The sequence below is a fragment of the Flavobacterium sp. UBA2787 genome (assembly GCA_002352205.1).
Classification (GTDB): Bacteria; Bacteroidota; Bacteroidia; order Flavobacteriales; family Flavobacteriaceae; genus Flavobacterium.
The window spans coordinates 312,803-334,456 of the sequence record DEHZ01000010.1; the positions used below are offsets into that span (position 1 = coordinate 312,803).

Annotated in this window: 27 protein-coding genes; 21 read left to right on the forward strand and 6 right to left on the reverse strand. The window is 30.6% G+C overall.

Annotation, left to right across the window (positions count from 1 at the left end):
* Positions 1 to 25: 25 nt before the first annotated feature.
* The 21 genes from B4N66_RS08020 (at position 26) to B4N66_RS08120 (ending at position 19,495) form a co-directional block, all read left to right on the forward strand.
* Complete coding sequence (locus B4N66_RS08020; protein ID WP_291093799.1) at positions 26 to 403, forward strand: hypothetical protein; 378 nt, start codon at positions 26 to 28, stop codon at positions 401 to 403.
* A gap of 23 nt (positions 404 to 426) precedes the next feature.
* Entirely contained in the window at positions 427 to 1,581 is a 1,155-nt protein-coding gene (locus tag B4N66_RS08025) for a hypothetical protein (protein WP_291093801.1), read from the forward strand.
* Complete coding sequence (locus tag B4N66_RS08030) at positions 1,562 to 2,068, forward strand: hypothetical protein (RefSeq protein ID WP_291093802.1); 507 nt, start codon at positions 1,562 to 1,564, stop codon at positions 2,066 to 2,068. Before B4N66_RS08025 ends, B4N66_RS08030 begins: the two co-directional genes overlap by 20 nt.
* Entirely contained in the window at positions 2,068 to 3,726 is a 1,659-nt protein-coding gene (locus B4N66_RS08035) for a hypothetical protein (RefSeq protein ID WP_291093803.1), read from the forward strand. The genes B4N66_RS08030 and B4N66_RS08035 overlap by 1 nt, the downstream gene beginning before the upstream one ends.
* Before the next feature lies 1 nt (position 3,727).
* Positions 3,728 to 4,135 carry a hypothetical protein gene (locus tag B4N66_RS08040; RefSeq protein WP_291093805.1) on the forward strand — a complete coding sequence of 136 codons (408 nt, stop codon included), beginning with the start codon at positions 3,728 to 3,730 and terminating at the stop codon, positions 4,133 to 4,135.
* A gap of 8 nt (positions 4,136 to 4,143) precedes the next feature.
* A complete protein-coding gene (locus tag B4N66_RS08045) occupies positions 4,144 to 4,407 on the forward strand; it encodes a hypothetical protein (protein ID WP_291093807.1) in 264 nt (87 codons plus the stop codon).
* Between the two features lie 29 nt (positions 4,408 to 4,436).
* Positions 4,437 to 4,775 (forward strand): phage holin family protein, encoded by a 339-nt coding sequence (locus B4N66_RS08050; protein ID WP_291093809.1) that lies wholly within the window; start codon positions 4,437 to 4,439, stop codon positions 4,773 to 4,775.
* 59 nt (positions 4,776 to 4,834) lie between these two features.
* On the forward strand, positions 4,835 to 5,353 hold the full coding sequence (locus tag B4N66_RS08055) for a hypothetical protein (RefSeq protein WP_291093811.1): 519 nt from the start codon (positions 4,835 to 4,837) through the stop codon (positions 5,351 to 5,353).
* Complete coding sequence (locus B4N66_RS08060; RefSeq protein WP_291093812.1) at positions 5,353 to 6,525, forward strand: PBSX family phage terminase large subunit; 1,173 nt, start codon at positions 5,353 to 5,355, stop codon at positions 6,523 to 6,525. Before B4N66_RS08055 ends, B4N66_RS08060 begins: the two co-directional genes overlap by 1 nt.
* On the forward strand, positions 6,513 to 7,127 hold the full coding sequence (locus B4N66_RS08065; RefSeq protein ID WP_291093813.1) for a hypothetical protein: 615 nt from the start codon (positions 6,513 to 6,515) through the stop codon (positions 7,125 to 7,127). Before B4N66_RS08060 ends, B4N66_RS08065 begins: the two co-directional genes overlap by 13 nt.
* Positions 7,127 to 7,528, forward strand: a complete 402-nt coding sequence (locus B4N66_RS08070) for a hypothetical protein (RefSeq protein WP_291093814.1) — start codon at positions 7,127 to 7,129, stop codon at positions 7,526 to 7,528. The genes B4N66_RS08065 and B4N66_RS08070 overlap by 1 nt, the downstream gene beginning before the upstream one ends.
* Positions 7,528 to 7,989, forward strand: coding sequence for a hypothetical protein (locus B4N66_RS08075; RefSeq protein ID WP_291093817.1), 462 nt, complete (start codon positions 7,528 to 7,530; stop codon positions 7,987 to 7,989). The genes B4N66_RS08070 and B4N66_RS08075 overlap by 1 nt, the downstream gene beginning before the upstream one ends.
* Positions 7,986 to 10,565 carry a hypothetical protein gene (locus tag B4N66_RS08080; RefSeq protein WP_291093818.1) on the forward strand — a complete coding sequence of 860 codons (2,580 nt, stop codon included), beginning with the start codon at positions 7,986 to 7,988 and terminating at the stop codon, positions 10,563 to 10,565. Before B4N66_RS08075 ends, B4N66_RS08080 begins: the two co-directional genes overlap by 4 nt.
* Positions 10,565 to 12,544 (forward strand): hypothetical protein, encoded by a 1,980-nt coding sequence (locus B4N66_RS08085; protein WP_291093821.1) that lies wholly within the window; start codon positions 10,565 to 10,567, stop codon positions 12,542 to 12,544. Before B4N66_RS08080 ends, B4N66_RS08085 begins: the two co-directional genes overlap by 1 nt.
* 27 nt (positions 12,545 to 12,571) lie before the next feature.
* On the forward strand, positions 12,572 to 15,274 hold the full coding sequence (locus tag B4N66_RS08090; RefSeq protein ID WP_291093822.1) for a hypothetical protein: 2,703 nt from the start codon (positions 12,572 to 12,574) through the stop codon (positions 15,272 to 15,274).
* 96 nt (positions 15,275 to 15,370) lie between these two features.
* Positions 15,371 to 15,514, forward strand: coding sequence for a hypothetical protein (locus B4N66_RS08095; RefSeq protein WP_291093824.1), 144 nt, complete (start codon positions 15,371 to 15,373; stop codon positions 15,512 to 15,514).
* Positions 15,495 to 16,250 (forward strand): sigma-70 family RNA polymerase sigma factor, encoded by a 756-nt coding sequence (locus B4N66_RS08100; protein WP_291093826.1) that lies wholly within the window; start codon positions 15,495 to 15,497, stop codon positions 16,248 to 16,250. The genes B4N66_RS08095 and B4N66_RS08100 overlap by 20 nt, the downstream gene beginning before the upstream one ends.
* A complete protein-coding gene (locus B4N66_RS08105) occupies positions 16,250 to 16,696 on the forward strand; it encodes a hypothetical protein (protein WP_291093828.1) in 447 nt (148 codons plus the stop codon). Before B4N66_RS08100 ends, B4N66_RS08105 begins: the two co-directional genes overlap by 1 nt.
* 1,582 nt (positions 16,697 to 18,278) lie before the next feature.
* Entirely contained in the window at positions 18,279 to 18,623 is a 345-nt protein-coding gene (locus B4N66_RS08110) for a hypothetical protein (RefSeq protein ID WP_291093829.1), read from the forward strand.
* 63 nt (positions 18,624 to 18,686) lie between these two features.
* Positions 18,687 to 18,866 (forward strand): hypothetical protein, encoded by a 180-nt coding sequence (locus B4N66_RS08115; protein WP_291093830.1) that lies wholly within the window; start codon positions 18,687 to 18,689, stop codon positions 18,864 to 18,866.
* A 5-nt stretch (positions 18,867 to 18,871) separates the two neighbouring features.
* Positions 18,872 to 19,495 carry a recombinase family protein gene (locus tag B4N66_RS08120; protein ID WP_291093831.1) on the forward strand — a complete coding sequence of 208 codons (624 nt, stop codon included), beginning with the start codon at positions 18,872 to 18,874 and terminating at the stop codon, positions 19,493 to 19,495.
* Positions 19,496 to 19,523: 28 nt separating this feature from the next.
* On the opposite strand, the gene B4N66_RS08125 is transcribed toward B4N66_RS08120, so the two are convergent.
* The 6 genes from B4N66_RS08125 to B4N66_RS08150 all read right to left on the reverse strand — a co-directional run bounded on the left by B4N66_RS08125 (position 19,524) and on the right by B4N66_RS08150 (position 21,483).
* Positions 19,524 to 20,042: a hypothetical protein gene (locus B4N66_RS08125; RefSeq protein ID WP_291093832.1), complete on the reverse strand. Its 519-nt coding sequence runs from the start codon at positions 20,040 to 20,042 to the stop codon at positions 19,524 to 19,526.
* The gene (locus B4N66_RS08130; protein ID WP_291093833.1) at positions 20,039 to 20,338 is read right to left on the reverse strand and encodes a hypothetical protein; all 300 of its coding nucleotides are present in this window, start codon (positions 20,336 to 20,338) and stop codon (positions 20,039 to 20,041) included. Before B4N66_RS08130 ends, B4N66_RS08125 begins: the two co-directional genes overlap by 4 nt.
* A gap of 36 nt (positions 20,339 to 20,374) precedes the next feature.
* Positions 20,375 to 20,554, reverse strand: coding sequence for a hypothetical protein (locus B4N66_RS08135; protein ID WP_291093835.1), 180 nt, complete (start codon positions 20,552 to 20,554; stop codon positions 20,375 to 20,377).
* A 19-nt stretch (positions 20,555 to 20,573) separates the two neighbouring features.
* Entirely contained in the window at positions 20,574 to 20,726 is a 153-nt protein-coding gene (locus tag B4N66_RS08140) for a hypothetical protein (protein ID WP_291093837.1), read from the reverse strand.
* 10 nt (positions 20,727 to 20,736) lie between these two features.
* Positions 20,737 to 21,012, reverse strand: a complete 276-nt coding sequence (locus B4N66_RS08145; protein WP_291093839.1) for a hypothetical protein — start codon at positions 21,010 to 21,012, stop codon at positions 20,737 to 20,739.
* A 90-nt stretch (positions 21,013 to 21,102) separates the two neighbouring features.
* A complete protein-coding gene (locus B4N66_RS08150) occupies positions 21,103 to 21,483 on the reverse strand; it encodes a hypothetical protein (protein WP_291093840.1) in 381 nt (126 codons plus the stop codon).
* Positions 21,484 to 21,654 lie beyond the last annotated feature (171 nt).

Genomic DNA, 21,654 nt, shown 5'->3' on the forward strand with positions numbered 1-21,654 from the left:
TCTACCTTTTTTATTTAAAAAAATTATGGACAAAGAAAGATTAAAATATTTACTGGAATTACCCTTTGAAGTATTATCAAAAGATAAGGATTTAAAGAAGGAATTAACTGAATTCTACAAATTCATCTATGGGGTTAAAGTATGTTCAAGTTGCAAAGATAAATTTCCAACTTATCATCAAAAATTATCAGTTGATGGATTAGAAAAATTAGAAATGAAATCCAACGGCAACTTCAAATTAAGAGACAACATAGGAGTTCTTCAAATCAATTTTGGTGAGGGTAAATTTATCTCACAACTTAATTGTGCTGATGAAATTTGTATTGAATTTTTAAAGGTAAATCCAAATAGAATTTCACTTTTTTCCGATTTCCCAGAAAATTGGAAAGAACTAATAAAATAACGTGAAGTTGATGAAAACACAAAATGAGAATAAAGCTTATCGATGTCGATAACAGACTAAAAATAAAATTTAATGAAGTTGATGGAATTTGGAATTGGGGTGATGATAATTGTTATCCTTCACTTGTTAAATCAATCATCAATTCATCACCAACAGCAAAGCAATGTGTTTCGCTAAATGCAAAGTATGCAACGGGAAAAGGCTTTGAATTTGCAAAGGATATTACAAACAAAAGCGATTTAATCGTAAACAAAAGAGGGTTAACAATTAATCAGCTTTTAAGAATGGTTAATCAAGAATTTGCATATTACAATAACGTATTTCTTCACATCAATTACAATTCATTATTTGAAGTTACATCAGTACAATTACTGCCAGCAACGGATGTGAGAATTGCAAAAACTGATTCAAATAACTACAACGGTAAATACAAGGTTTACAATAATTGGGATGGTTCAAAATCAAAGAAACATTCAAAGAATGATTATGATGTAATTGATAGATTCAACCCAAACCCTGAAATTATCCAAGCACAAGTTGATGCTTGTGGTGGTGTTTGGTCAAAGTACAAAGGTCAAATCTTACATATCAATTCAGATTTTTCAGAATTGTATTCACTTTCGGATGTTGATTCTGTTTTAGCAGATGCGGATTCAGAATTTAAAGCACAAGAATTTAGAAATGATTCACTTAGAAAAGGATTTGCTGGTAATAAAATTATAGTAACCAAACCATTTCAAGGTGGTGAAGAAGAAGCAGATGAATTTCAAGAAACACTAACTGATTTACGTGGTACATCAGGAATTTTAATGTTGGAAGCAACTGGTGAAACGGATGATTTAAGCAAAGAAATATTTATCCAAAATTTGGAATCAAATATTGATTCCAAAACATTTCAAGTTGATGAATTAAGTGCTGAAAAAAACATCTTAAAAGCCTTTGGAGTTCCATCAATTTTAGTGAACCAAGATTCAGATTCAGTATTTGGAAATTCTGGTGAACTATTAAAAGAAGCTAAGAAAACCCTTTGGGAAAATAGGGAAGAAGAACGTGAAATAATTGTTGATGCATTTCAACAAATCTTTTCAAGATTCCACAAACCCCTAAACCCAGAAAATAATTGGAATATCATTCCAATCCTAGAAAAAGAAGTATCAAGTGAAAATAATATCGGTTAATGAATTCAAATCTTTTAAAGATGTTGGGAAAAATAAAGTTGATGAAGATAAGATAAATCAAATCATTGATGAAGCCCAAATTACTGAATTGAAAGAAGTACTGGGAAATGATTTCTATTTTGATGTATTAAACAATTTAGATAATCCAGATTACCAAGTTTTATTGTCGGGTGGTTCATTTACATCAAACGGCATAAACTACCATCAAGAAGGGTTAAAATCACTTTTAGCTGATTATGTAATGGCAAAGTTTGTCATTCAAAGCAACATCAATTTTACACCGTTTGGTTCAGTAACCAAAGTACATAATGACAGCCAACCAGTAGAAAGAAATTCATTGAAAGATATGAGTACACAACAATTCCAATATGCTTCAGCAAAATGGGAAATCATTGAAATGTATTTGAATTCTGAATCCTTCACAAACTGGAAAAATAACAATTGCACTTCTTCAACCAATAGAAGATACAAATTCAGAACGTTTTAATGGTATTAATCAATACATTCAGTAGCAATTTATTTACATTTAATGGGGTTAGATTGGTTAGAAACTTTATCCCATTGAAAGCGGGTTCAGCTTCAATTACCATCATAAACGCTTATGATAGTAAATATCAGTTAATGGGTTCAACCCACTATTCTAATATTTCAGTAAATGGTGAAGTATTTGGCAATCAAACCGATTTGATGAATGCGTTATCACCAATCCTTTTTGTTAAGCAAACAGCAGAAAATTCATTTTCTGGAAACTATAATGATTTGGCTGGGATTCCATCAGAATTTAACCCATCACCACATACCCACGAAATTGAAGACATAAATGGTTTAGATACACTTTTAAATCCAACTTTAGATTCAGTTTTAATAAACGGTAATATTTCAAATGAAGATGCTTACATCAATTCACTTTATATTAAAGATTTAGGGGCATCAGGTTATGCAAATATTAATTTTAATACTGGTGCTTTTTATGTTCAAGATTCAGGTTCATTTTATCAATTTATTTGTGATGGTGGTGTTGGAGCTTTAGCAGTTGGAAGAAATTCAGATAACGTTTATTTTAGTATAAAATCAGATTTATTAACCGCATCAAGAGAATTATTCATTCCAAATGAAAGTGGAATTATTGCAACTCGTCAATGGGTTTCAGCAAACACAATTACACCAACATTACAACAAGTATTAAATACTGGTGATTTTGCAACAGGTAGTAACATTATTTTATCAGATGGATTCAACAAAACAGCAGTATTTGGTGGTGATGAAATAAGATTAGTTGATGCTTCAACCAACGAAACTTTGTATCTGCACTATAACAATATTCAATTTCTTGGTGAAACTGGAATAACTGATTTAGTATTTGAAAATCCAACTTCATCAAACGTATTAACGTTTCCTGATAAAACTGGTACACTAGCAACATTGGATGATATTGGTGGTGGTTTAGAATCTTTATCTGGTGATGGTGTGGATAATACAGACCCTTTAAATCCTGTAATGACTTATCCAACACCAGATGAAATTGGTGCTGAAAATGCATTGGGATTTACACCAGAAGATGTAAACAATAAAGCAGTTGATTTTTCCATAGTTGATGATACACTTTATCCATCGGTACAAGCTGTTAAAACAGAATTGGATTTGAAAGCTGATAAGCTTAATTCGTCAACAGTAATAATATCAAAATCAAATAGTTCTGGTATTGGTATTTCTTCAAGTGCAACAAGTGAAACAGTTCTATATTCATTTTTAATTTCTGGTGGTACTTTTTCAGTAGGTGATTTTTTCAAATTTAGAATAGGAGCTGAAAAAGATGGAACAGTTTCAAATGCAACTTACAGAGTTCGAGTAGGTGTAAATGGAGATACAAGTGATAATTTACTTGCAACTTGTGTTATTGGTGCAAATAACAGTAGATACACAGCTTTTGAAAGACAAAATATATATTTTAATTCATCTTCAACACTAAGAGCTTTTGCACCAGCAACTACTACCACCACGGATATTACAAGTGGTAATCCCGCAAGTGATGTAAGTTGTAACCCATCAAATAATTTTTATATAAGTATAACAGCACAATTAACATCAACCGATTTTTCTTGTAAAATGACAACATTAGAATTAGCAAGAACCAAAACTTTTTAATATGTATTATAAAATAGATATAAATGGCTTTTACTTGGGTATAAAGTCAGAAGAACTACCTGAAAATTGGTTATTCAATACAACGATTGATTTACCAAATAATTTAATTAAACCTAGAATATTAAATAATGTTTGGGTTGAAACTTATGTTGAAAAATTCGAAGTACCAGTTGAAGTGCCATTATGGAGAGTTAAAATAATTTTACACGAATTGGATTTATATGATGCTGTTATAATAGCAATGAATTCATTGGAAGAACCAATTAAAACAAGGGTAAATTTCATCTGGGAGTATGGATATACGGTTGACCGTAATAGTCAAACTGTAATGTTTATTGGTCAAGTTTTGAACTTGACAGAAAACCAAATTGACCAAATTTTTATAAATGCTAATGCAATTCAACTATAAACTTAAATATGAACAAAATACTAAATAACAAACATTTTAAAACCATCCTTCACATCATATTTGGTGTTGGGTTCGGTTATCTTCTTACACTCACATTCTATGGAATTTCTTTTGCTATTCAACTATTCTTAACAGTCTTTGTTGTTGGTGGTTTATCAATTTTCTGGAAATGGCTAATGAAAGCATTTAAAGGAACTGATTTCAAATATCAAGATGTTCTAAAAGCTGTAATCCCAGCAATAATTGTGGTGATACTATCCCACTTTTTATAATAACAATAAACAGTTTTATTGATTAAAAAATGAAAACAAATCCAATGACAATATTAACCCTTTTATTACAATTTTTAGATGCATTAGGCATCAAGACTGCGATTTTTATCGCTGGTTTAGCTGGTGGTTTAACATCACTTCACAAAAAAAGCAAACTCAAATGGTGGCAAAGATTCCTATCAATCTTTGGTGGTGGTTTTACAGCAAATTATTTAACACCAATGGTTGCTGAATGGATTAACTTTTCTGAAAATGCACATTATGGACTGGCTTTTATGTTAGGGTACGGTGGACTTACAGGGGTTGAAATGCTTTGGTTAAGACTAAATAGGAAAATTGAAAAAACAGTTGAAGAAGACCAAGAATAAATTGGTCTTTTTTTATGCTAATACTTTACAAAAAGCCATTTGCAAAGTATAATTAAAGTATGAAAAAATTAGGAAGACCCTTTAAACAAGATAACTGGATAAAAGAATTGGAAAATGTTTTGAACAATGAAAACATCCTTTTCTTATCTGACAGCGACCTTGTTTTTTTAGTTAATAAAAATCTTGATGAAGCAGATAGAATTTGCAAATCAACCTTTGAAAAATGGAAAGCTGGTAAACATCATAAAGATGATGTTGCTGGTGAAAAATTTATTGAATTAGTACACCACGCCCTTATCAAACAAAAACAATTTCTATCAAAGAAAATGATTGATGATGATAAGAATTGGCAAAGGTACGCTTGGATAATGGAAAGAAAATTTGCTGAATGGAATCTTAAAAGAATTTCTGAAAATATCAACAGAAATGAACAATCTGCAATTATCCAAATCACAGCATCAACAGATGAACAAGCCAAACTGATTGACAATATCATAAACATAGATTTTGAAGAAATCAAACCAATTAGAATACCAATTTCTTCAGATGATAACAAAGATGAAAATTATGATTTTTAATGACCATTACACCAAGTACAGCATTCAACAAGATAGCTGGATTGAACAAACCAATAAGGGTTGTACAAGGTGGAACATCAGCTGGTAAAACATATTCCATCCTTCAATATCTAATCTATTATTCACTTAAACGTGAACTATTAATATCAATTGTTGCAAGTAGTTTACCAGTGTTAAAAAGAGGTGCTGAAAAAGATTTCTTTCACATACTCAAATCAATGGATTTGTATGATGAAAACAACCACAACAAAACAGATAGAACCTATAAACTAAATGATTCAACTTTTGAATTCTTTTCAGCTGAAGACCATTCAAAATTAAGAGGTTCAAGAAGGGATATTCTGTTTGTAAATGAGGCAAACAACATAAGCTTTGAAGCATTCCAAGAATTAAATGTAAGAACCAAAAAGTTCACGTTCATTGACTTTAACCCAACTGCACCGTTCTATGCACATACTGAATTAATCGGTAATGATAATGTTGATTTTGTGATTCTAACTTTTCAAGATAATGAGTTCTTGGATTCCAAAATCAAAAGTGAAATTGAAAGCTGGGAAAAGAAAGGTGAAACATCTGAATATTGGGCTAACCGTTGGAAAGTAATGGGTTTGGGTCAATTAGGAATTCAAACTGGAGCAGTTTATAAAGATTGGACAATCATTGATGAACTACCAGCCAATGCACAATTATTGGGTTCTGGGATGGATTTTGGGTTTACTGTTGACCCAACCAGTTTAATATCAATATATAGATATAATGGTGAAATTATTTGGGATGAAGTTATATATGAAACTGGATTATTCAATTCTCAAATTGCCAGCAAAATCAAACAAAGCAATGCAATAAATGGTTTAATATATGCTGATTCAGCAGAACCAAAAACGATTGCAGAACTAAGATATTTTGGAATATCGGTTTTGCCAGTTGAAAAAGGAAGGGATTCAATAAACTATGGAATTCAGCTTATCCAAGAACAACCATTCAAAGTAACCAAAAGAAGTATCAATTTAATCAAAGAACTTCAAAACTATGTTTGGGCTACTGATAAAGATGGTAAAGTATTATCAATCCCAATTGATGACTACAATCACGGATTAGACAGTTGTAGATATTTCTATATGATGAAATTTAATAAAAAAGCAAATCATTTTACCCTTAGATGGAAAAGATAATCAATTACAAATTAAAAGATTTTTTGAGGTTATCAGATGTTGATGAAATCCTGAATTATTTGGTGCTTCTTGAAAATTTGAATCCACTAAAAGAAATTAAAAATCCAACATCTAAATGGTGGAATAGAAAGCCAAAAAGATTGAAAATTAAATCGGTAAAGGATTTATCATTTGGTGATGTAACACTAATCAGAAACCTTATAAATGAACCTGAACTAAACAGTCTTATTGAGATTTTTAAAATGGTAAGTGAATTAAATGAAAAGCAAATATTGAATCTTGGAATCATTCAATTTTATGGAATCTTTTCTTTTATCAAACAAGAATTACTTGAAATAAGCAATTGGGAAGTGAATGAATTAATTGATGATGAAGATGGAATAGTTGACATACATCAAGAAATGGTACAAGCCAAAGAAAGAATGGCAAGGTTCGGAGTGTTAAACACAATCAATTCACTTGCCAATGATGATGTAACCAAATGGGATGCAATCCAAAAGTTACCCTATACAACCGTATTTACCAAGTTAAAAATGGATATGGTTAAGAATAAAATTCAGTCGGAAATAGCTGAATTGAAAAGAAAACAACTTAAACAATAATGTATGAATTTTTAAAAGAACTAGCACAAGATAACGATTGGATTTTTGACTATGGAAGAAAAGATTATCTGAACCTAAATGATGATATGGAAACTGATAAAATCTATCTGTTTGCTGAACCAATTGAAATATCATCAAAGTTTTCCGATTCTGGAAATGAACAAAAAACCTTTTCAGGAAAGCTTATGATTTTGGTTAGTTCAGATTTGGATGAAACCTATCTTGATAAATATGAAAACCATATCCAACCACTAATTCAAAAAGCTGGTGAAATCCTAAAAAATGCAATGGTTTGTGAAGATTTTGAAATCTTGAATTTCAAATCAATGGAAGTGATTAATCTTTTTGATTACAATGTTGATGGTGTATTAATAACATATTCTGTAAATGAATCTTATTAATGAATTCAGAAGAAAATGATAAGATAATCAAACTGGAAATGGAAGCCCTTAAAGCTGATATAATAGCTGTTTATAATGCTTCCAATAAAAGAACAACTGGTGAATTTGAAAACGGTTTGGAATTAAAGTATGAATCCAATTCAGCAACACTATCTGGTTATGTTTATTTGGCTGGAAGAAGGGCTGGGAAACAACCACCAATAAAAGCAATTGAAGATTGGATAATTGCCAAAGGGATTAGCCCTATTGAATCCAAACTAAAAATTTCATCATTGGCTTATTTGATTGCCAGAAAGATTGCAAGGGAAGGAACTAACAAAGAAAACCATCTTCATATTTATGATATGGTAATAACACCTCAAAGAATTCAAGAAATATTTGATAAAATCCAATCAATAAATGTAAGTGCATTTATAAATGAGGTTAAAATAACGATAAAGAAAATGGTCAATGATAAATGATTGCAACAGTAAAAATTAAATTTCTTCAAAATCCAATTGATGAACATAATTTCAAATTCAAATTACTAAAAAATGATATTCCAATCACTTTCAATTCTGGTGGTGATGTGGTTGATAAAACTTATAAATTTTCAACATTAGCTGTTGTAAATCGAATTGCAAAATTGAATCCAAATTTAGGTTTGGATAACTCTTTTTTCAGTTCATTCAATGGTACTGTTTTCGATACAGCTGTACAAGATGATGGTAATATCATTGTTGTTGGTAACTTCACAACATACGGTGTTTTTGGTGTAAACAGAGCAGTAAGATTACAATCAAACGGAACTATCAATACAGTTTTTGGTGGTGGTGCTAATTTGGCTGTTCTATGTGTTGCTGTTCAATCTGATGGAAAAATTCTATTGGGTGGTTCATTTACAAATTTTAACGGTGCAAATGTTAATCGTTTGGTTAGATTAAATGCTGATGGAACAAATGATACCACTTTCAACAACAATATAATGAGTGCTGCTAGCAATAAAGGATTCAACAATTCAGTATTTTCAGTTGCTGTTGATGGTAATGGGAAAATATTAGTTGGTGGTGGATTTACAAATTTCAACAACAATAGTAGAAATAGAATAGTTAGACTTAATTCAAATGGTACAATTGATAATACATTTAATGTTGGTACTGGTTTCGGTAATATCGTTAATTCAATTTGTGTAAATCCAGATAACAGTTATTTAATTGGTGGTGAGTTTACTGTTTATAATGGAAACTTTACCAATATAAGAAGAGTTGTAAAATTAAATTCAACTGGTGGTATTGATAATACTTTCTTAACCAATCTTGGAACTGGTTTTAATGGAACAGTTACAAGGGTTAAGATTAATCCAAATGATGATAAAATATATGTAACTGGAAATTATACAAGCTTTAACGGTAACAACACAAATAGAATAATTTCATTAAATACCAATGGAACAGTTAATACTGATGTTTTTTTTGGAAGTGGATTTGATGATGAAACAAATTCAATTGCTTTTGGTGATACTGGTGATATATTTATTGGTGGTCGTTTCTTGAATTATAATTTAATTGAATCCAATAGATTAATAGTGTTGGATAGTGATGGAGTTGTAAAGAATACTACAATAATTAATAACACGGTGAATACAATATCAGTAACATCTAGTGATGATATTATTATAGGTGGTTCATTCACTTCAATATTTGGTGGTGGTGATTTGGATGATGATGAAATTCTAATTGGAGCAACATCAGCAAATACAATATCAAACACTTATTCCAACCTTAATTCTTTCAATATCAATTCAGATATTGAATATGTAATTGAAGATGATTCTGTTGTTTTAAAATACAATTATAACAGCACAATTGAAACAATAACCATTGATGAAGTTGAAGATGAACCAGACTACATATTGATTGAATTTTCAAATGGATTTGAAAATGGAATTATTTTCTTGGAAGATTTGAATTCAATATCAAATCCAGCTTACAACAATTCAATCATCAAATATCAATCGGTTTTAACTGGTACAACCAAATCTGATGTTATTGTTGGTGGTCATACCTTTTCCGTTTATCCATTTGATAATACTTTCAAGTTCAACTTTAAGGACATTGTGACCACATTGATTAATCCAAATGGATTCAAAGATTCAATACTTCCAGATTTATCTGGTGGTAACTTTATTTATGATGATAATCTTGAATTGATAATTGAACCACAAATATTAACATACAATGATGAAATTGGAAGTGCAACCATTGCAAAGTATAAATTCTTGAAATCGGTTGAACAATTACCATTCTACAATCAAAAGTATTATTCAAATACAAACAATGTTAGGGTACTTCTTCCAACTAAAAACAATATTGATTTTGATGTAACTTATTTTGAAGGTTATCCATTTGATTTTTCCGTACAAGGTATAATGTCAGGTGATACATTTCAATTTAGAAATTCAAACACTTTGATGTTTTCAAACGCATTTACAGCAAGTACATCAGAGGTTAAAAGGATTTTCCTATCTGATGGTGCAAACAATGTAACATTTGATGATGTGATGATTCTTTCATCTAATTTGAACAAGTTGGAATTATGGGTCAATGATTCTTTCATTGCCAATATCAATATCAAAAAGGTTGAATCTAAGTGTGGTGTTTATATTAAATGGTATTCACAATCTGGTGGTTACTCTTATTGGTTATTCGATAAGAATAACAAGAACTCAATAAAAACAAAAGAGATTGGTGTTATCAATGGCAAGTGGGATAATTTACAAAACATTACCAGCACATCAGAAAGCTTAGGTAAAACGGCATCAGAAACCATTCAGTTAACAACCAGATATGAAACCAAAGAAAAGGAATACTTACTTGATTTAGTTAAATCACCTCACGTCGAAATGTACATAAATGAAGTACCATTTATCCAACAGAATGAATTCAATTTCATTGGTGTTGGTTTAGCAGATGGTACATACAATTATGAGAATCGAGATTCACAAAATAAGCTTTCAATTGTGATTGAAAAGCCAGCTATTAACACCATAACCTATTAATGAATGAAGAAAGATTATACATTAATGGTCAACTTGTCGAACTATCACCAAATTCAAAAATAAGTCTAACTAGGCAAGTAAATGATATTGCGAGTGTAGATAATAGACAAGCCCACTTTACCAGAACAATCGACATCCCAAAGACCCCAAACAACATCAAAATCTTTGATTACTTGGGAGTGGTTGGAAATAATAGTAATGTACCGTACCAAAAAAATACGGTTAACTACTTTATTGATAATGATTGTTTGATTTTTGAGGGTTGGGCGGTAATCAATGAAACATCTGATGATTACAAAGTGAATGTTTATGATGGGTTGATTGATTTTTACAAGGCAATTGAAAACAGAACATTTGAAGATATTGATTTAACTGAACTAAATCATCAAAAGGACTTACCCACAATCACAAATAGTTGGTCTGGTGATACACCATACACTTATATACTTGCTGATTATAATGGGAAAGCAACATATTTGAATGAAAGTTCTGGAACAACAATCAATACAGATTATTTGATTCCAAGTGTTAATGTTCCATTCCTTTGGGATAAAATCTTTGATAAATACAATTCAACTTATTCAGGGGATATTTTTGAGAATGAAGATTTCACAAATCTTTGGATGACATTTCCAAAAGGTGTTTTATCTGAAGGTAATTCAACTTTAAAGTATGATTCCGAAACAACCAGATTTGAATCATTCGTTGATACGTTTGCTGGTATTACTTCATTGTATTTTTTTGAACAAGGTAATATCCTTAATGACTTGGGTACAATTACATCATCCAGACATTTCACACCAACCAATGAAGGAACATATAAAATTGAAATAACTGGAAGGATTTCACCTACTGGTAATGATGGAAGCTTGGCTGGTATTCGTTGTGATTTATGGCTTGCTAAAAATAGCATTGGATTAACAGCAAATGAAGTAACACCAGTACAACTTATAAAAGAAAATATTGGTGGTGATTATTCAACATTTTACGATTTAGATAGTACCATCAACTTTAACTGTTTAGCTGGTGAATCATTTTGTTTGATACTTAGAAGAAACGACGGTAAAAATTTAAGATACGTTCAAGAATCATCATCAGCACCAATTAAAATAAAAATTTTTCAAATTGATGGATTTGATATTTCATTCACAAATGAGTTAAAAGATTTCAAGATTAAAGATTTTATCAATGAAATAGTTTGGAGGTTCGGACTTACAATATTTAAAGATAAAGTAATCAATGACTATCAATTTTTGACCTTGTCAGAAAGAGTTAACTATCCTGAAATTGATAACCAAGTTCTAAAACATTTCATTGGGGTTGATAGTGAAAAGTATATTTATTCCAACTATGCACAAACCAATTTTTTCAGATACAAATACAATGATTCTGAAAATACACATAAGGATGGTTCTTTCAATGTGGAAAACGTAAACATTGCAGAAACAAAAGATGTAATTAAATCAAGTATTTACGCCCCAGAATTTGAACCATCATTCACACTTCCAATTGATATAGCCCAAAACACTTACAAGCTTTGGAATAAAGAAGTAACTGAAAAGGATGATGGTCAACAGGAAATCAAATACAAATCACTAGATAAACGATTCTATTTCTTAAAGAAAAAACAAATCATTTTCGCACCCCTATTATTGGGAAGTGAAACACTTGGAGCAACCACAACAATAACAACAGCACCAGTTGAATCATTTGATAGACTTTCATTTACTGAAATCGTAACAAACTATTATTCTGATTTATCAAAGATTCTGAATAAGTGTAAAGTAATTACAGCAAACTTTTATTTGAAACCTATTGATGTGGCAAATTTTGATTTCAGGAAACTGTACTATGTTGAACAATTGGGTGCTTACTTCATTGTAAATAAAATCAATGGCTACCAAAAAAATACAATCACTAAAGTTGAATTAATCAAAGTTGATTTCTTCCCAACCTATTATGGTGGTGATGATGAATAACATTTAAAAATAATACTATGGAATAGAATGGCAGAAAAAGTTGAAGTCCTACAATTGGACATAAACACCCAAGCTTTAATTGCAAAGCTTGCTCAAACAAAAGCAGAAATTGATAAACTTAAAACGGCTCAAAAGCAATTGACAGCCGATAATAAAAGTACATCAGATTCATTTGTTAAAAATGAAGTTGAACTTAAAAGATTGGGTACAGCTTACACCCAGCAAAAAAATCTGGTTTCTCAATTAACAACCGCAAACAATTCATTTGCAAATGCCACAGAAGCAATTGCATCTGCAATCGCAAAAGAAAACAATACGGTTGAAGAACTAAGAAACAACAACACCCAATTACTAGCACTTAGAAACCAAGTTAATCTTTCAACAGCAGAAGGTGTAACCGCTTTGAATGCATTGAATGCCAAATTGGATGAAAACAATGCCAAGATAAAAGAATCTGTTTCAGCTTATGAACAACAAAAGATTTCAATTGGTGATTACTCAAATCAAATTCAAGATGCACTTTCAAACATCAACCCATTAAACGGTGGGATAAGTGGTTTCATTGAAAGAAGCAAAGAAGCTGGTGGTGCTGGTAATCTTCTTACCACATCAGCAAAAGGAATGACAACTGGTTTGGCTGGTGTAACCAAAGCATCACTAGCATTTATTGCAACACCAATTGGTGCTGTACTGGCTTTACTTGTTGGTGCTTTTGCTCTTATCAAAAATGCAATGAATAGAAGTGAAGAAGCTACCAATAAACTTAGGGTTTCATTTGCAACAGTAACAGGAATTATTAACACAGTACTTAAAGCCCTTGAACCACTTGGTAAATATTTGATTGATGGTATCGTAATGGGATTTGAATTGGCTGGTGCAGTTGCTGAAAAAACAATGGGGTTACTTGCAGATGGATTAGCATTTCTTGGATTTGATAAAGCTAGTGAATCTGTTAAAGGGTTCACCAATGAAATCAAAGCTGGGGTTAAGGATGCACAAGATTTGGCAAAAGCTGAAATTGAATTGGAAGAAGCACAAAGAAAATCCAGAATTACCCAATTGGAATATCAAAAGGATGCTGAAAAGCTAAGACAAATTAGGGATGATGAAAATAAAACAATTGCGGAACGTATCAAAGCAAATGATGAATTGGGTGTTGTTTTAAAAAATCAATTGAAAGATGAATTGGCAATTGCACAAACGGCTTTAAACGTGGCTAACCTTAGAATAAAAGCAGAAGGTTCAACCAAAGCTACATTGGATGCACAAGCCGAAGCCCTTACACAAATTGCAGATATTCAAGAAAGAATTACTGGTCAAGAATCTGAACAACTTGTAAACAGAACTTCACTTCAAAAAGAAGCAAACGACAAAGCAAAAGAACTTAGACAAAAAGCATTGGATGATGCTATTCAAAAAAGCAAAGATGAAATTGAATTATACATTCAATCACAAGGTATCAAGAAAAAAGCACTTGAAGATGAATTGAAATTTGAAGAAGAACTTTCAAAGAAAAGGCTGGCAGTTTTAAAGAAAGAATTTGATGCTGGCAAAATATCTAAAACAGCGTATGAAGCTGAAAAGCTTAGAATCACCAATGAGTTTGCATTAAAACAAGTTGATGCCACCGTTCAAAATGCACAAAGAGAATTGGACATCTACAAAGCAAATCTTGAACAAAGAAAAGCTGATGATACATTCTTTACCCAAGAAAAGCTACAAGCCAAATTGGATGAAAGCAATGAATTAGCAATCAAAGAAAGTGAGTTTCAAGCTTTGAGACTTGAACAAGGTATAATCAATGAACAACAATATCAAGATGCAATTACAGCTGTTAAAGAAGCACAAAGAATTAGAGATGAAGAAGCCCAAAAAATAAGGGATGAAGCCAAGAAAGAACAGGAAGTAATTGATTTGGAAAACCAAAGAATCTTGGATGAAGAAAAATTCACCAATGATTTTGATTTGGAATTGGAACGTGAAAGAATCAAGTATGAACAAGAAATAAAGAATGCTGAAAAAACTGGTGCTGATACTTCACTTATTGAACAAAAATATGCATTGGTTCAAACCAAAATATTTGAAGCAAAAGAATCTGCAAAACGTCAACAAGCTTCACAAACCTTTGGTGATGTGGCAAAACTACTTGGTGAACAAACGGCTGCTGGTAAAGCAGCTGGTATTGCACAAGCTACAATGAATACATACGAAGGTATAACCCAAGTTTGGGCTAGTGATTCAGCATTACCAGAACCTTATGCAACAATTGCTAAGGTAATATCAACTGGTGTTGTACTTGCAAGTGGACTTGGAGCGGTTAAGAAAATCACATCAACCAAAGTACCATCTTATGCTGATGGTGGTCAAGTACCTTCATTGGGTAGTGGGGTCATTGATAACGGTGCAAACCTATCTGTACCATTATCAAATGGTGATGATACACTAGCGTATGTTAAACAAGGTGAAGTTATACTTAATTCGGAACAACAAAGGCGTGCGGGTGGTGTTAACTTCTTTAAATCGATTGGTGTACCAAGTTTTGCTGGTGGTGGTTTTGTTGGTGGTAATACCAACTTAGGTACACAAGGCGGTGTTAAACTAGATACAATTGAAATGGCTAATCTAATGGCACAAGCCAATGCAAATTTGCCAGCACCAGTTGTAAGTGTACAAGAAATAAATTCAGTAGATAATAGGGTTAAGGTTTATGAATCTTATGCCAATTTCTAAATCAAGAAATGTGAATCAAAAAAAGATTCACATTTTTTTTGATGAAATCCGAACTTTTCAAAAACCCCAGATATTTATTAGTAAATGAATTTAACAATGAAGAAAAAGAAAAAACACTTGGATGAACTTTTGAATGAACTGCTTATCAAAATGCACCAAATAAAAAACAAAAAGAAAGATTCCAATCAGGATGATAACAAAGATGTAGATATGAACCAGAATGAACAAAACACTTTATAATGAAGTCAGTAAATTAAAAGTACTTCCAGAAGATGAAATCTTGGAACTGATTGAACAATACAAAGCTGGTGATACAAACAAACTATCAACCATTATTGAATCCAATCTAAAGCTTATCATCTTTTTTGTAAAGAAATATTCTAACTATATCAACAACATTGAACTAATTGATGAAGATGATTTAATTGCAGAAGGAACACTAGCAGTTAAAAATGCCGTGGAAAATTTCAACCCAAATCTAAATATCAAGTTCACTTACTTCTTGTCGATATGGGTTAAAAAGAATATATCTGAAGCCATTATTAAAATAATGAATACAATCAAATTACCAGTTGGAAGTGTAAAGGAAAATGAAAAACTAATTAGATTAATCCAAACCATCAACCAAGAATCAGAAAGTGAAATTGAAAGATACCAATTAGAAGAACTTAACATACCAAAGCCACAAATTGATTTCTATTTCAAATCAAAAATGATAATGGAATCCTTTGATGAAAATGAAAATATTGAAGATGATTCAAATGAAGAAACCAAAGATGACCTTATCCAGAAAATCAAAAATGAAATGGATAAGCTAACCGAAAATGAACAAAAGGTAATCACATTGTACTTTGGAATTGACAGACCCCAACCAATGAAATCAATTGATATTGCAAAGCTGATGAAGATTTCAAGACAGTATGTGATTCAAGTTAAAAGGAATGCAATAAGCAAACTTAAACTTAAATTGAATTAATGATGATGGATGATTTTCACAAAGCCAGCGATACAGAAAGAATGTTGATGACCCAATTGTTTATTGATAACGGTGTTGATAGTTACATATTCACACCAGCCAAAGGATATGATAGGGAAGAAGGGTACTATACAGCAACCACCAGAACCAGAAAAGAAATCGTATTTGAAGTTAAGAATAGAAATATCACCAGCGATATGTACACAACAACATACATTGAAAAAGATAAGGTTGATAATATTCTTAGGATTGCAAAAGAAACCAATCACATCCCTTTCCTTTTCTTCTTTTTTACCGATAATAAGTATATGACAGTAAGATTAGATTTTGATACGTATTACACCACAATCAAAAAGCTTGCACCAAAAACAACAATGGGAAACCAAACCAAAGTACTTAAAGAATTTGTACCATTCAAAATAACAAGATTATCAAACACCAACTAAATGAATAGATATAAACTATTAAAAAACAATACAAACATCATATTTCAATTCATCAAGAACGGAATCTTATCTTATCAAGTAAACCGAGACATAGAAATATATGAAACTTATGTAGCAATGAATGATGATGGTGTTACAAAAGAAGTTAAACATCTTATACTAGCAGATACATTTGAATTATCACCAAAAAGAATTGAACAAATTATCTATAATATGGAAAAGTTGATAATCTAAAACATTCCTAAATTCTTACATTTCAATATAATCTTGGTATATTAAAATATAATGTTAATACAAATTAATATATATTAAAAATATAAAAAAAAGTGTTTAGAATACGTTCATTTTTGTGCAAAACATTCGTGAATTCATAAATTTATTCAGTGTAAGTATAATAAGATTAAGTACTTATAAAGTAATTTAGAATGAATATAAATTAGGATTTGTGTTGATAATTTGGCACCAAAATAGTACTGAAATTTATATAATACTCCTATTTTTGTAGGGTACAATAAGTATAAAAATAATGAAAGCCCTATCCGATTATAGGGCTTCATTTAAAGTTCAGTAAGCGACTTCAAAATTGAAGTCCTTAAAACAAGTTTGAGAAAATTACGTCGTCATTAGATTTTTACTAGAAATCTGAAACAGCCGACTTTTTTGCAGATTCTCTTTCCATTACGATGAATACATTTTCTGAAAATGTATGTGTATCCATCTGGGGGACAATCTAAATCATTAATCATTGTTTTTGTAATTTAGAGGTTATAAATATGTCCAGCATATTTGTTAATTTATCAAGAAAGTCAAAGACCTAAAAACATTTAGAATCCTAATCGGAGGTTCTAATAACAATCTCAAAAGACCAGTGACCGCTGGTCTTTTAATTTCAACTACAAAGATTGCAATTCATATTGGTAAATGAAAGTCAAACTTATTCACAATCGGGGATAGTTTTTAACAACGATTAATATTTTTCCTACTTTAAAATAAACTGCTTAATAATATGATAATCAGCTAGTTAATATTCTGTTTATTAGTGGTCGCAAGGGAAATTATACTATTTTAAGAAATTATTGGGAAGGAAAGTAAGCACAAACTTTACACCAAGGTGTAAAGATTAATTCAATTTATTACGTTGTTTTTAAAAAAAGATTATCCAAATAATATCGGATTAGAATAGCCAACCCACGCAAAGAAATCGAAATCCTGAAAAATTCCACCATCAAATCCATTAGTAAGAATTACTTTGCAAAATTAAGGGTAAATATTGAATCAACCAAAAACATAAAGCCAGAAGTTATTAATAAAGAGATTTCTTTATGATAGGATTGTGCAGAAATAGAGTTTACTCTAACCTTGCACATTTCCGTTATCAAAAATCCCAGTAAAATATAATAAAAAAAATGTGCAAAATATACCACCCTAAATTTGCACAGTAAATTTATTCTAACTATATTTGTTGTGTTGGAATTGACCAACAAAAGTTATTTGAAATATTGGAAGGGTAAAATAAAAAAGTGGTGCTAGGAACACCACTTTTAAAGCATTTAACTCAAATGAACTAAATACATTTACATATATGACAAAGTTAAATAAAAATTTCGATAATATCGAAGATTTATTACAACGTGAATTTGATACTAGTGAAACCATCAAATTATTGATTCACACAAACACTTCAATTTATATGAGTTGGGGTGTTGAACAAAAGATAAACTTTAAGAATAAAGGTTTACTGATGAAGGTTAACGGACACCATCACAAGGGATGGTTACTAATAGTTTTAGCTTGGAATGATACTTACAGCTATTACTTATTAGAAGGTAATAAAACAATCAAAAAGGAGCAACACGAAGTTTACTTTGACCAGCTTCAAGAATTGATTGATTTGGATATTGAAAAATTAGATGATTATAAATTTTAATAACTAAGTAGTTTGAGTTAAATGCACCCTTCCAATTATTTAACATCTTAAACTATTTATGATATGAAAAATTTAATTGAATCTTATGTTGATGGTGAAACCACTTATTTCATTTTTAACAATGAAACACCAGAACAATCAATTTATTTATATGCTTATAAACAAGCTATAAAATCAAATTCCAAAGTAGGTAATTTAATTTATCGGGATGGTATTTATCAAATCACATTAACCCAATTCTAAAAGATATGAAAGCACGGTATATTAGAATCAGCACCCTTAACAAAGGGCAAAAAACAGATAGACAAGATGCACAAGCCAAACCAGATGAATTGATATTTACAGATACCATAACAGGGTCAACACCATTTAATAAAAGACCATCTGGGTTAAAGCTAATTGAAGCAATTGAAGCTGGTAAGGTAAACTATGTATCAACATCCCAACTTGACCGATTGGGGCGTTCTGCAATGGATATACAAAGGACGTTGGATTACTTTAAAGAAAAGGGTGTAACGGTTAAGATTGATAACCTAGGGATTGAATCAATATTACCCAATGGCAAAGCAAACCCATCATTCAAGATGATAACAGATATACTTGCCAATTTATCGGAAATGACAAGGGAAAGCATACTTGAAAATCAGGAACAAGGGATAAAATTGGCTAAGGCAAAGGGTACGGTTTATCTTGGTAGGGTTAAGGGAACTACTGAAACTGATGAACAAGTATTGGAAAAGTATAAAGTCGCTGTAAAAGCCATTAAAATGAATCCTAAAATGAGCCTTAGGAATCTGGCAAAGCTTGGTAATTGCAGTATGAATACCATTAAGAAGTTGAAAGAGATATTAAACAACAAGGGTAACGATTAGTTACCCTTATTTAATTTTAAATCTAATATCAAACTCCTTTATAATTTCTAAATAGGTATGCTAAAACCATATAAAAAACAAAAATTAAGAAAATTACTAAACATCCTAATTGCCACTTTGGTTCTTTCTTTTTTATATTGGGTGTTGTCGGTTGAAGAATTGGGGTGCTGGTTAAATCTTTTGCGTTCCCAATCCTGATACCTAATGAATATTTGTTTCCATCAATGGTGAATGTTGTGATAATTAAATCCATTGGATTAAAGCGATAATCCCTATCATTAACGTTGGATAAGTTGTATGTGATATTCTTTGATACATTTGGAAGGATTTCAATTGGTTGACTTAAATAATAACCGTTGTGAATATCCCTTTGAATCTTGTTATGACTTACAAAATAAACTTCATTGAATTTTATTTTAATTATTTTGCTAGTCTTATTTGTAACCAATGCGTTTATGGCTGGGTTAAACTTCTTATCTGTTTGTACGGTTGAAACTACAATTGAAATAATTGGGTTATCATTTGAATGTTCAAAGCTTTCAATCATAATAATTTTAAACTAAGGGTTGTATGTGCATAAAGTATTTTATCAACTGATAAAGATTCATTATTTATTTTTACAGATACTTCAATTTTCAATGGATTAAATTTATTCAAGTAAGTTCTGATTTCATTAATCAAACTTTCATAATCGGTATTCTCAAATTGTTGAAGCATTACAGAACTATTTACGATTACTGCAACATAATACTTTGCATCACCAGTAAAAGGAACTTGATTAACCCAAATGATGTGTTTTAGTTCTTGACTAAAATCTGTTGTTAATGTTGTATGCAGAACCATATTAAAATTTTCCATAAATATAAAAAAAAATAGCTGTTAGTTCACAGCTATTAATTTATCTAATTCTTGGGTTAATCTTTTTAGTTGAGGTTTCACATACAAATCATAATAGATACTTTCAATATCATACCAGCTTATGTTAACTTTGAATTTTCTTTGAAGGCTTTCTTTTATGGCTTCTTTGATTTGTTTGGGTTCAGTATCATAAATGTTCATTTGCTTTGATTGGGGTTTATTAGATTTCCACTTCCATTATACTTGATGCATATTTCTTCAAAGTATTGTAGCAGAATTTATTTTCAGTAGTGGTGTTGGAATCACCAGCGGGTTCATTGATTGGTTTTGATTCAATCAAATCCTTTTTGTTTTCTTCTTGATTAGTTTCCATTGCTTTATATTTAGTTGTTATTCTTTATGCTGTTGAAATAATCCACAGCATCCATTTTATTATGCACAGTAAAGGTTTTATCATACTTACCAATACCAAAGTTAGCTGGTGATGGTAATCTCAATGGTGCAGATGAAAAACCACCTCTATTGATGCGTAGCGTTCCAACTTCATAAGCTTGTACTTTATCTTTTATTGTTTGTTCCGCTAAATAGAATCTATCTTCAATGTCAAGTATTCTAAATTTGGAATTTGATGAGGTTAGTATATCATTAATTTTAATCAATTTTTTAGGGTTATTAATAGCTTGTTATTTTCTTGATTGGTTTAATTTGACCAATATCATCAAATTGGTTTATTATGACCAATTGTAATTTTAAGGATTTATATCAATTTTACTTTCGTTTAAACAGCTAATAGATATTTCTATGTATGTTTTTTGATAATGCCAATGATTGTTATCACCATTCTCACCTTTTGGAACTCCAAAATCTATTAAATAATCGTCATTTTCAATTTCAGCCCCCGCCATATTTTGACCGTATCGGTATCCAAAATTGGTTCTGGTTGCTAAATCTTGGACGTGAAACATAAAACATTCCAAATCAAGCTTAGTTTTAAAACTAATATTTGCTTCAATTAAATCATCATCATACATTTTAATTTTCATTGGTTTAATATTACCTTTTAAACCAACTGATTTTTTGGCATTTTTAATAATTTCTTTAATTTTTAATTTTTCTTCTTGTGTTTTCATTTTGCATTTTTTTTTAATTGTTATTATTTGATATTGTCGTATAACAATAAATATCTTGGAATTTTGAAAAAGTCAAAAAAGAGCTAAGTTTTTTTGAATTTTCTTTAAAGAAGTAGCTATACATACAAAGTTACTAAGCAAATCGAAGCAATGCCAACTTTTTTTTATTAA